The organism is Roseivivax halodurans JCM 10272 (assembly GCF_000521785.1).
In the GTDB taxonomy this organism is placed as follows: domain Bacteria; phylum Pseudomonadota; class Alphaproteobacteria; order Rhodobacterales; family Rhodobacteraceae; genus Roseivivax; species Roseivivax halodurans.
Map to the genome: position 1 here is coordinate 1 of NZ_JALZ01000059.1, position 11,883 is coordinate 11,883.

Below are 11,883 nucleotides of genomic sequence, written 5' to 3' on the forward strand. Positions count from 1 at the left end.
GGCCTTTTTCAGCAGCCTGTTAAAGGCTCCGCCGGATCGAGGAATTTAAACCCACCTTTCGTTGCGCCTCGTCGCAGCGCCGCCGATGCGGACCTTTCTGCCATTCACCGCAATTGCTAAGCTTACGCTGCGCCTGCAAAATCGGATTGCATTGGGGCGAAGAGCGGACCTCCGCTTCATCCTCAATCAAGGCACTATGGGCAGAGGTAAACTAATCTTCGTTACCGGGTAATTAATATTTCATCTCTTGATGCGAGGTGAAGTCAGCAATTCGCGACAACGAAGAGCCTGCAGAAATAGCGAAATTTGAAGCACGAAGGATCATTCGCACCGACAGGCTTCCGGGTCGGACTGCCAGGCGATGAGTGCCAGACATATTCCAGCGAGCGCTACTTCAGAATGCAAATAATACACAAAAATCGGCGCTGGCCATCCGTCGGGTCCGAGGCTCAGCAACCGGCCCGAGGCGATGCCGCTCGCAAAGACGAATACGGCCCAAAGAGAAGTTATCCGCAGCTTGGGTCTCAGGGCGCCAGCCAGCCAGAAGCACATCATGCCGAAATAGAGCCCCATGACCGCTCGAAAAACATGCCTTGTGGCAAGGTCGGGCTCGCTGATCCCGTAGAGCAGCGGCAATATGCGCTCGGGCCTTGCGCCGTAGGACAAAGCCACGGGAACAAGGCCCATTCTCATCGCCAACAAAAAGCACCGTCGCGCGCGGTCAATCGACACCGATAGACCTCGCGGGCGGAGAAAAGGCCCGTTCCGGTCGGGGCGGAGCTCCGCTACCTGCGCTCACCCGCGTCCCCCATGGTCTTCACGATGCGGAAGCCGACATGCTCAGTGCTGAAATCGCGTTCCATGCCCTCGCGGGCTGCGGCGCGGTATCTTTGGCAGTAATCTTCGCTGCAGAGGTATGAGCCGCCCTTGATGGTGACGCGTGGCAGGGCGGTCCCGAAGGGCGTGTCTGTCCATTCCCAGACATTGCCGATCATGTCGTAAGCTCCGGTCAATCCCGGCTCGTAGCAGCCGACCGGCGCGGTTCCGGCGAAACCGTCGCGGGCAGAGTTCAGTACCGGAAAGAGGCCCGTCCAGACATTGGCGCGCGCGGTGCCGTCGGGCGCGCGGACGCCGGATTTGGGGTCCATGGGGTCGAACAGGCCGCGGCTGGCCGCGTATTCCCATTCCACCTCTGTCGGCAGGCGCCCGCCGGCCCAGTCGGCATAGGCCCGGGCGTCGTTCAAGGTGACATGCACGACCGGATGCAGGTCGCGTCCCGACAGGCCTGATCCCGCACCGTCGGGCGTCCGCCATGTCGCGCCGGGGTCGAGGGACCACCAGGACAGGACCCGCTCCGGCGTATCGGTCTCGCTGAATTTCGCTGATCCGCCGTTTCGCTCCGCCTCGGTCACGTAGCCGGTATCGGCGACGAAAGCCGAAAACTGGCGGTTCGTGACCTCGTGGGCCTGCAGACGGAAGGGGGAGACGAGAACGCGCCGGGGTGGCCCCTCTTCGGCGTAATGGGGATCGGCCCCCATGACAAACCCACCGCCGGGGATGTCGACGAACCCGCCCAGCTGGCTTTCCTCCAGACCGCAAGCGGTGCCGGACCCCGCATCGGAGAGCCGGATGGAGATTGCCGTCGCGACCAAACCCGCGATCAGAACGCACCCGGTTGCGATCAACATATTCGGATTGGCCCACGCACAAGGCATTGGCTGGTACCTTCGTCTCGACCGGTAGCGGATCACACGTTCCGCTGCGTGGCCATCTTTTCCAAGATACGATGCGCCGTCTCGTAGCCGCTGTTCTGGTTCTGGCCGGTGATCAGGTTGCCGTCGATCGTGGTATGCGTCGCGAACGGGTCGCGGAAGGCGTGCTGGCATTCGAAGATCGCGCCCAGCTTGCGCAGCTCCTCCTCGGGGTGCTTGGGGGTGATCGCGATGCCGAAGGTGTTGATCTGGTTGTTCGTCACGCCGGTCACGCGGCGGCCCTTGACCAGCGGCTCACCGTCCAGACCGGTGGCGCCGCACAGGCCGAGCGCGCCGTGGCAGACCGAACCGAGGATCTTGTTCTCGGCGTTGGCGCGCGTGATGAAATCGGCCAGCTCCTCGCTCTGCATCAGGTCATAGGCCGCGCCCCACCCGCCAGCCATGAAGATCACGTCGTAATCTTTCGGGACCAGATCTCCGACGGCCTTCGAATTCTGAAGGTCGTGCATCGCCTTCTTGTCGGCCATGAAGCGTTTGTCGTCCTCCGAGGCGAGCGGCCAGGACCACGATCCGGGCTGGATCGGGATGCTGCCCCCTTTGGGAGATGCGATATCGACCGCGAGCCCTGCATTGACGAAAGCGTAATAGGGCACGGTGAATTCCGAGCCGAAGGCGCCCGTCTTCTTGTTCGACGGGTCGAGCCGGTCATGGTTGGTGCAGATCACCAGCGCGCGGCGCCCGTTCAGGTCGAAATCGGGAATCGTGTAGTGCCTGTGGATCCCGAGCACGTTCAGAAGGCGCGGCAGGAACAGGTAAGTCAGGATGGCCAGAAGGGCCAGAGCGAGAACGGGAACGACGATCCAGGTCATGACGGGGTCTCCGGAGTCAGGGTGACGGGGTGACGGCCCCGGTGCGGGGCCAGCCGGTTCAACGACGATCAGGCGGCCCGACGGCGCGTCATGAGGCGGAAGAGCCGGTAGAGCGCGACGATCGAGAGCAGGAGCAGCAGCAAGAGCCCGGCCAGGTAAGGCCAGTAGGTGCCGATGGTCCTTTCCACCAGGTTGGCGAAGAGCTGCTTTTCGGCGTAGTCCTCGCGGCTCAGGTCCAGGACGCCGGTTTCTTCGGAATAGGCGTCGTATTCCGCGCGCATCTCGGCGAAGAGCTCCGGTTGCTCATCCGCGACATCGGTGGTCTCACCGGGATCGACGGACAGATCGAAGAGCCGCCAGGTGAAATCGCCCCGCGGCAGGGCCGTGCGCACAAGCTTCCAGTTGCCGCGGTAGAGCGCCGCGTTGCCGCTGACCTCGACGCCGAAACTGTCCTCGGGGCCGCGCGCCTCGTCGGTTTCGCCGGAGAGCAGCGGCATCATGCTCTGCCCGTAGATCGCGCCCGGATCGTATGCGACGCCGGCGGCATCCAGCAGCGTGGGCATCAGGTCTGTCACGTGGACGATCCCTTCCTGCACACCGCTCGCCTCGATGCCCGGACCGTCGATGACGAGGGGCACACGCAGCCCGCCCTCGCTCGAGTAGAACTTGTAGAGGTTGAACGGAGAGGCAGAGACCGAGGCCCATTCCGGCCCGATGGCCGTCAGGCTGCCGGGCAGGCCCATGTTGTCAGGCGAGGTGTCGTAGCCCTCGAGCAGATGGATCCCGTCAAGCGCCAGATCGGCGATCGGGTTATCAAGATGTGTCACACCCGCCTCGGGCCCGTTGTCCGAGGTCACGACGACAATGGTGTTCTCAAGCTGCCCCGTCTCTTCCAGATGATCGAGGAGGCGTCCGATGTGGTAATCCGCGGCTTCCAGCATCCCCGCGTTCACCTGCATCTCGCGTGCCGCGATCTGCTGCTCTTCGGGCGTCAGGTCGTCCCAGGCACGGTGATCCTCGTGAACCGGCGCCAGCGTCGTGGTGTCCGGCACCAGACCCAGATCGATTGCGCGGCGCCAGCGCTCCTCGCGCATGACGTCCCAGCCGGCATCGAAGACGCCGTCATAGCGTTCGATGAACTCCAGCGGGGCCTGCACCGGGATGTGGACAGCCTGCAGCGACAGGAACCCGAAGAACGGCTGGTCCGGGTCGCCCCCGTCGATATATCCGATCATCTGATCCACGAGGCTGCGCGAGGAATAGAAATCCTCGGGCAAGCGCACCGGCTCGCCGTCCTCGTACCACGACACGTCCGGGTAGCCCGGCAGGTAATGCGAGTGGTCGTAATTGCTGCCGCCGGTGGAATCCATGACGTAGGACCGGTCGAAGCCGAACCGGTTCGGCAGGTTCGCGCCCTTCGCCCCAATGCCCCATTTCCCGCTGACATACGTCCGGTACCCGGCCTGCGACAGGCGGCTCGCGATGGTCTCCTGGCCCTCGTCCCAAATCATGGAATAGCCGGGCAGCTCGCGCTGGCCGGGGGTCACCGTCTCGACCAGCGTGCCCATGCCTGTCTGGTGGTTGTCCTGACCCGTCATCAGCATCGCCCGGCTCGGCCCGCAGAAGGGCGAGGTATAGTAGCGCGAGAAGAGCGCACCGGACTGCGCCAGCGCGTCGATCCGGGGGGTTTGCGCGTCGCCCCCGTAGGCCCCGAACCCGGTGAAGCCCACATCGTCGAACAACACCACAAGGATGTTCGGGCTGGTTTCCTGCGCCAGCGCCGAGGATGCGGCGAGGACCGAAGCTGCGGATGCCACAAGCGCGGCTCGGATGTGTCTGTTCATTTCGGAAGCCCGTTGTCTGGCGTGAAATCAGAAAGCGCCGGCCCGCCCGGCGGCCACGCGAGGGAATTGCTTGCCGGGTTCATTGCTTTGACAGGCCCGCCCGGTCCAAGCGCCAGCGCAGGGTCTCGATCCTGTCCTGCCCGAAAAACGGCTCGCCCTCGAACACCATGGTCGGCACGCCCCAATGGCCGGATGCGTCAAGCGCCGCCTGATTGGCTTCTATCCGTGGCATCGGATCGTCCGCGGCAATCGCGGCATCCATGTCGGCGAGGTCGAGACCGGCCCTGGCCGCGGCCTCGGCGAGTTTGTCGCCCTCGGTCCATCCCGGCGTGCCGCCCCAGATGAGCGCCGACACATGGAACGCGAACTCGAGCCCCTTGCCCCGCCGGTCCGCTTCCACGCCCAGGCCGGTCAGCCGATAGATGTAGGGTTGCTCGTCCGAGACCTCGAAGGTTTCAAGATCCTGCACCACGGGATCGGGTGACGGCCGCCCGAAGGGCATCCCGAGAAATTTGGCACGCCGTACCATGTCCAGCATCAGGTATCGCACGCGACGCTTATCATCGGAAAATAGCGATTCTTTCGATCGTACCGCGATCGGCAGGACCGGTCGAAACTGCACGGCCACGTCGTAATCCTCCCCCAGCTTCAACAGGTCGGGGGTTGCGAGGTAGGAGAAGGGGCTTCTGAAGGACCAAAAGACGTCAACTGTTCGGGTCATTGCGTAGTCTCCGAAAATCTCTTGCCCGGCTCACAAGACCCGCGGCGGCAAAAGCCTCGCCCTATTCAAGAGCAGCGGGAGACACCGCGACCGAGGTCGCGGGGTTAAGATCGCCGTTCGGGTCGGTCAGAATGCCTGCGGGGAACGCGACCGAGACGGGCGTATCTGCGGTGTCGAGACACAGGAGGTGGTTGTTGTCGCCGTCTCCCAGGTCCGCCAGCGCGGCCGGGGTCACCTCGCGCTCGGTCCCGTCGGAAGCCTGCACGGTCACGCGATAGAGCTCGCGCTCGGCTTCGCCCGGCTCGTCCCCATTCGCTACCGTCACTCCGCCCGCCCAGACCGCGCGGACGGCCTGCCGCGTGTCCTCGGCCGGACAGGGAGTGCCACGCGTGCGGCGCAGGCCAAGGCCCATGTCCGGCGCGCTGTCGTCCACGATCTCGGCCAATACCAGGGTCGGCCCCGGAGCCAGCGGCGTCACGGCCACCCGCGCGCCTCGGAAATCGAGCGTGCCATCAAGCGCGCGCAGATGCCCCACGACCTCGACTTCGACCGGCGGATCGGTCTCTGCGTTTCCGAACGCGCCCACCAGCAGCACGGTGCGCAACTCGCTCGCATCGGTCGCGGGCAAAAGCGTCACGCAATGCATCTGTCCCTCGCCCCCCGACGCGGTGGTGACCCGGAAATCCCCGGCCTCAAGCGTTTCGTGGTCGATCTCGGTCGAGAAGATCACCGGCATCCCGTCCTTGCCCGGCGCGCCGCGGCAAATCAGCCGTGCCAGGAACGGCAGGGCATCGTCGAGCCCGAAGAATGCCGACAGCAGATCCGCGGAGCGTCCATCGACCGCGCGGGGCAGACCGGCATCGGGCGTGCGATCGGTCAGGTCGCTGCTGGTGACCTCCGCCTTTACGGGTGCGCCCCCAAGCATCGCACACGTCACCGACAGAACGCTCAGCGAGACGCGACCGCACCGTCGATGAACCGCGTGTCTCGCCCGGAATCGTCCTCGTGCCATGTCGCATTCCCCCGAAACGCTCCTTCGGGAGGTTTTACATTGCGTGGGCGCCATCAGCGACGATCGCGTGGGATCAGTGCAGGCCAAAGGACATTCATTTCCGGCCACCCGCGGCCCGCTCGCGGAACGCGTTCGGAGTCAGACCCGTCCAGCGTTTGAAGCTGCGCGCGAAATTCGATGGCGTTTCGAACCCCACCGCGGCAGCGATACTCTTCACTGGAAGTGCGCTGTCCGTCAGAAGCGCGCGGGCGCGCCGTTCGCGCACGCTGTCCAGAATCCCGCGAAAGGTGGTGCCCGAGCGCTCCAGATGCCGCCGCAGGCTGCGTTCCGAATAGCCCAGGCTCCCGGCGATTTGCGTCAAGGACGGGTTCAGCGGCTCAGCGTCGCTCAGGATCGCCAGCACCTGCTCCACGGGTGAGCTCGCCTGCCGCATCTCGGCCGCGAATTGCGCGCAAAGCGCCGTCAGCCGCGCGTGGTTCAACGGATCGGCCGCCGGAAGCGGTTGATCCAGAAGCCCCGCGTCGAAAACGATCAAGTTCTTTTCCGCGGCAAACCGGACGGGGAACGCGATCAAAGGCGCGATGTCGGACCAACCATCGGGGGGCCCGAAGGCCATGTCGACGCGGTCGGTCACCCGATCCGAACCGAGCATCGCTTTCAACAGACCGTCTATGGCCACGACGGCGCTGCCGATGCCAAAATACTCCAGCTCACCGAACGGGAATCTGGATCGCACGCGAACGGTCGCTGCGCCGCCGGGCAGGCGATCCAGACGAACGTCGATCGCCGGGAAGCTCAGGAAGAAATAGCGTTCCAGCACCCCCAGACCGTCCCGGAACCGCGCCGCGTTCATCGCGGCATAGGCGGGCAACCCGATATAGGTCGGCAGAAACCCCCGCGCGAGCGTCACGCCCAGATGCGGGTTTCCGGTTTCTTCAATGGCGTTCAGCAGCAGCCGCCGAAGCGGCGGGAAACCCGATCGGAAATGGGGATCTTCGAGCTGCTGGCTCTCCAGCCCCGTCCCGGCCAGCAACGCGCCTTCCGAGTATCCCCTGTCGCGGAGCGTCCGAAAAACGAAACCCGGATATGTCATGGTCAGGGCCGGGTCGCCGGGGCAAGAAATCCTGTGCATGATGGGCTGGGCTCCACCTCGTCTTCCCGGATAATGTCGCCCGCCGGCATCTCGGACAATATCGCGCCTGGGGGCCCCTGCGCACCGCGGTCCTGTTCAAAGTTACCAGAGACCCGGTTTCGCGCTACGAGGTTTCGCAATCTCAGCGAACGCCAACTGCGTTCCTTGCGCAGCAGTGCGGTCGCGAGCCAAAAACTCCGCCCTCGTGGTCAGCCCGGAATAATGCGCTTCGATGGTCGTGCAGAATACCTCTACAAAGCGCAGGCATTTGACATGGGCGACCAACGGGTGTGGCTGCCGAACCGTCTCGACAAACTTACGATCCCGTCAGGAAAGCTCGGAGGATAACTTGCTCGAGTTAGACATGCGTCGACAGCAACGTGAATGACTCCTGTAGGCGATTCGCAACAAAGCGCGCTTTGCGTCATGCGCAGGATCATCCTTGCGCGCAGCGGTCAGTTTGGGCTCGAAGCCGACCTCCACCGCTATGGCATTCTTGCGGTCGATATCCGTGGGACCGCTGGGCGCTTGATCGCGAGCGCCGCGTTGGGCCCACGTGTATGCGGACGCGCCGGCCGGGTAGCAGCAGAAGTCGCCGGCGCGTCCTGACGCGGGTGTTCCGGTCCCGCGTATCTCGAGTTTACGATGCCATGCGAAGAGCCTCGATGGCGCGCTCGGCGTGCATCAGGTCGTGCACCGCGTAGAGCGTTTCCTGGAGATCGTAGAGGACGATCAGGGCCCGGCCGAGTTCATCGGCGGCGCGGGTCCGACGCCGCTCGGTCCAGACGCCGGGCGAGACGTTGCACTCGTCGTTGTCGATGCACTCGATGACGGTCGTGCCCTCCTGGATGAGGCGCGTGACCAGATCGGCAAGCACGTCGATCTCGTCGAGCATCTCGGTGTCGAAAATGCGCCGGCGCTCGATCTGGTGAAGCAGGCGCTCCGACCCAGTCCGCTTGAGCGGCTTGAGGTTGTGCAGCACATCCTCGCGGATGGCGGTCGCGGCAATGCGCGACTTGGCGAAGGCCGACGCCGCCAGGGCATCGATGTTGTCATAGGTGATCGGCAGGAGGTCAGTCATTGGTGTGTCCTTTCGTGAGGGGGCTGGCCGCGGGAAGGGCGCGGTTCCGATCGAGGAAACCGCGGCCTTGCTGCTGCCAGCGGCGTTGCTCTTCCCGGCGTTCGCGTCGCCGCTCGCGCGCGATGTCGGCTTCGGCGTGGATGCGGGCGCGGACGGCGTTCATCCGGTCCGCAAGTGCGGCGTCGAGGTGACCGATGACAGGCGAGGCCGTGCCGTCGGCGAGTTGGAAGCCGCAGTGGTTGAGGGCGACGGTGATCCGCCGGAGGCCGACGAAGCGGGTGCGCCGGTCGAGACCCGCGCAGTCTATCCCGTCCTCGGTCGCGACGACGACGTTGTAGCCGCTGTTCGCGCGGGTCTTCGCCGAGGTGCCGTAGGCCAGCGTCGCGGTGCGTCGGCCGAGACGCTCGTGGATCTCGAGTACGAGGCACGGCCGCACCTTCGGCGTGACGGGTTCGCCGGTCTCGTCCGTTTCCGCCACGGGAAAGCGGAACAGCACGACATCGCCGCGCTGCAGCTCTTCGTGCCAGATGGGCAGGCCTTCGAAGGCCCGTTTGGGTTGAAACATGGAGCGTCTCCTGCTCGGTTGCGATGAGACGCCCGGCCCGACTTCCATTTCGAAGCCTGTGGCCCTGTCGAGCCGCGCGTCATCCCGACCGCGCGGCTCGACAGGGCCATTGGTTTCGCTTCCTTCTCCCGAGGCACCCTTTGGCTCTCGTCGTGCAGCGCCGGAGGGGGGCGGGGAGGCGTGCGGAGCGACCTCCCCGAGCGCGGAAGGGTCCCGGGGCAGTGCAGAACGCGCCCCGGGCCGTCGGAGACGCCGGAGAGGGTGCAGGGACAGATGGCGAAGGGGCACTGCCCGGGAGAGTGCAGAGAGGGCGGCGCGCCTCTCTGCTCGAGCCGAAGGCTGCCGGGGGATGCAAGGCGCGTGGCGAACGGTCCTGCGAGCAGGGGGTCAAGGGGGAGTGCGGAACGATGACCCTTGCCTGGGTGTCCAGAGGGGCGGCGCGTCCTCTGGTCCGGCTGAAGGCCCCGGGCGGGTGCGGGAGGGCGGTGCGCCTCCCGCGCGCCGCGTCAGCGGCGCCGGGGTCCGGGGGCGTCAGCCCCCGGCGAGCGACAGCTCGCACGGAGACGATTTATCGTCGGAGTGCGAGCTGGTTAGTGAGTAAGGTGGAGTCAGCACGCACGCTAGAGCCCGCGCGAAAATCTCGGTGCCAAGCTCCCGGTTCGAGCGCCTTGTCCCATCGCTCCGCGGTCCCTAATCCACCGCGAACGTTCACTGCGGTCAAGCACGATCGACGCACAATTGGCTCAATGTTCAGGGGCCATCCCCGACAAGGTCCGAAGGCAGCCCGAAGCGGACATGATCGGGTTGGTGGTCGCATGGGAGCGGCTCCGACAGGGAGGGCGGGGAGCCGACATTCGCCGCAGATGCGAGCGCATCCTTGCAAAAACGTGGAAGCGGAAATTATGCCAGGATTACGCCCCAGATTCGGCGTGACCTGGATAGAGGGCAGAAGTGTGAATTCACCGCGCCTGCGGCGGCATACCGTCAAGAATACGAAAGCAGCCATTGAGAGCACAGGTTCAATGCCAGCCACGCTGCACCAGCCTTCAACGTCAGCAATGCCAGGAAATGAGGTTTGCTAAGTTCAGCGAAATGGCCCCAACCCGCCGTCCGGTGCAGCCGCGCGCGTCACGCCGAGGAAGTTCAGGCGGTGACAATGCCCAAGCGCCGCGCTACCGTGGCAAAAAGTAAAATCGCTTGAGGTGCGGTGAATGGACCCATACGAGAACCTTTCTGAAGACGACCATGTTGCGTTCCTTCAGCTCGAGAAAGAATTTCGCAATCAGATGGAAATGGCGCAGGAGGATCGAAATTCAGACTGGTCATACCTTACTGCCGATTACATGAATAAGACCCTAGCCGCTGCGACCCATTTGGAGATTGGGGCTCTGTCTAGCTTTTCGGTCAACACTCGCGATACCGATGAACATCGTGAGAACTTCAACGATTTTCTGCGTGCTGTGGACAACGTGATTGTCCAGATGCGCATTTCAAATTCTAGAAACCGAAATGCCATGAGCGTGGGTCTGACAGAAGCGCAGAAGACCAAGATTCACCACTTCATTGAAAAAATCCGTGTGGAAGTTGATTCGTCTACCGCACCCGACGCAAAGAAAGAAAAGCTCTATGAAATGTTGGCGAAACTCGCTGAAGAGGTGAGCAAGGCTCGCACCCGATATGAGCGCTTCGCGGACTTGGCGCGGTCACTGGCAGGATTGAGCGCGGACGTTGAGCGCGAGGGGGCACGCCCTTGGTGGCCTTGGTTTGAAAAGATTATGGGCCTTTTGGACGATGCCAAAGAGGCCGAGCCCAAATTGCCGAAGCCGCCCGAAATCAAGAGAATCGAACCGCCCTGCAAAGAGCTGCCCAAGCCTGATGGGGGATATGGCAGCGGGCGTGACCTAGACGACGAAATTCCCTTCTAATCGAAGCGATTCCGCTTCCACTCCACTTGCACCATGAGCGACTTGCGGGCGGCTTCGGGCAATTCGTCGATTGGCTCCACCCGCCAGCCGCGAAGGACACGCGGAAAGAAAGGCCGGTTTGGGGAAGCTGCCCGCAGCGATGAGCAACCCCGCGAACGGCAGGTGAGGGCCGAGTGCGACGGAGGGAGACCGAGCAGGTGACGGCAGCTGCGATCACAGCGACCGCACGGAGGCTGATCGTAGGCTCGCTGCAATGGTCGCAACCGGAGCGACTGCCGTCATGCGGCTCCGGCCTAATACAGTTGCCGGCAGATCCGGCGCGGTTCATTCTCTGTCGAGCTGGGATCTTCATCCGGCTTGGGCATGGTAGTATCTTGCGATGCCGCATCGCGCTGGAACTGCGGTCCGCGGCGTCGGGCGCCACGGGATCTGGCCGCACCCACGGGGGCAGGCACCGCAAGGAATTCGGCAAGGTTGAACTTTGGCTTCATGGAAAACATGGTCATTGAGGGATGCCTTTTATAGCGAAGAATGTCGCGCTGCTTAACTACATATGGTATTTCCGACCCGGTTTTGTAAGCTACGCTCGTTCAATCACTCTCAATGCGGCGCTTCGTTCGCTCTGCTGGCCTTCAGAGGGCATTGGATGCTGCGAGGGCACGAATGGCCGGTACTCATGCCGCGTTGCGGCAGCGCTTGACGCCTGCGAACGGCGGCTCTGGGCCGGCTGCGCCCACTGTCTGGCGCGGTTCGCTCCGACTTTGCAAATTCCGCTTCCTGCGCTTCGCCGACAGTCGCATCCGGTCGCGCACATGGATATTTCGGCAACCAGCTTGCGGTCCCGGTGATCAAGCGTTGCGCGTAGCGGTGTTAATGCGCTGAACGTGCGTGGGCTCAAACTCTATGCCCGTGCACGTTTCCGCGCTCTGACACATCATCCGACGTTCTGCACATCGATCTATCGGAGTGCAGAAGATGACCCGTTCCACCGCCACCGCCCGCCACCCCGTGGTCCTCCGGTT

The 11,883-nt window shown here is 63.9% G+C and carries 10 protein-coding genes; 1 reads left to right on the top strand and 9 read right to left on the bottom strand.

All coding sequences use genetic code 11. The features are described from left to right. Window positions 1–321 precede the first annotated feature (321 nt). The 9 genes from OCH239_RS20155 to OCH239_RS20195 all read right to left on the bottom strand — a co-directional run bounded on the left by OCH239_RS20155 (window position 322) and on the right by OCH239_RS20195 (window position 8,936). The gene (locus tag OCH239_RS20155; RefSeq protein WP_084782720.1) at window positions 322–732 is read right to left on the bottom strand and encodes a DUF4345 domain-containing protein; all 411 of its coding nucleotides are present in this window, start codon (window positions 730–732) and stop codon (window positions 322–324) included. Between the two features lie 53 nt (window positions 733–785). Continuing rightward, the gene (locus OCH239_RS20160) at window positions 786–1,688 is read right to left on the bottom strand and encodes a formylglycine-generating enzyme family protein (RefSeq protein ID WP_084782722.1); all 903 of its coding nucleotides are present in this window, start codon (window positions 1,686–1,688) and stop codon (window positions 786–788) included. Window positions 1,689–1,747: 59 nt separating this feature from the next. Further along, window positions 1,748–2,581 carry a type 1 glutamine amidotransferase domain-containing protein gene (locus OCH239_RS20165; protein ID WP_037267010.1) on the bottom strand — a complete coding sequence of 278 codons (834 nt, stop codon included), beginning with the start codon at window positions 2,579–2,581 and terminating at the stop codon, window positions 1,748–1,750. 68 nt (window positions 2,582–2,649) lie between these two features. Next, entirely contained in the window at window positions 2,650–4,425 is a 1,776-nt protein-coding gene (locus OCH239_RS20170; RefSeq protein WP_037267013.1) for an arylsulfatase, read from the bottom strand. Between the two features lie 79 nt (window positions 4,426–4,504). Further along, window positions 4,505–5,146 carry a 2-hydroxychromene-2-carboxylate isomerase gene (locus OCH239_RS20175; protein ID WP_037267016.1) on the bottom strand — a complete coding sequence of 214 codons (642 nt, stop codon included), beginning with the start codon at window positions 5,144–5,146 and terminating at the stop codon, window positions 4,505–4,507. A 61-nt stretch (window positions 5,147–5,207) separates the two neighbouring features. Next, window positions 5,208–6,071, bottom strand: coding sequence for a hypothetical protein (locus tag OCH239_RS20180; protein ID WP_051489665.1), 864 nt, complete (start codon window positions 6,069–6,071; stop codon window positions 5,208–5,210). A 181-nt stretch (window positions 6,072–6,252) separates the two neighbouring features. Continuing rightward, entirely contained in the window at window positions 6,253–7,290 is a 1,038-nt protein-coding gene (locus tag OCH239_RS21900; protein WP_084782723.1) for an AraC family transcriptional regulator ligand-binding domain-containing protein, read from the bottom strand. 640 nt (window positions 7,291–7,930) lie between these two features. Continuing rightward, entirely contained in the window at window positions 7,931–8,371 is a 441-nt protein-coding gene (locus tag OCH239_RS20190) for a hypothetical protein (protein ID WP_037267019.1), read from the bottom strand. Further along, a complete protein-coding gene (locus tag OCH239_RS20195; protein WP_051489667.1) occupies window positions 8,364–8,936 on the bottom strand; it encodes a hypothetical protein in 573 nt (190 codons plus the stop codon). The genes OCH239_RS20190 and OCH239_RS20195 overlap by 8 nt, the downstream gene beginning before the upstream one ends. A 1,211-nt stretch (window positions 8,937–10,147) precedes the next feature. Between OCH239_RS20195 and OCH239_RS20200 the strand changes: the two genes are divergently transcribed. After that, window positions 10,148–10,861 (top strand): hypothetical protein, encoded by a 714-nt coding sequence (locus OCH239_RS20200; protein ID WP_037267022.1) that lies wholly within the window; start codon window positions 10,148–10,150, stop codon window positions 10,859–10,861. Window positions 10,862–11,883: the final 1,022 nt, after the last annotated feature.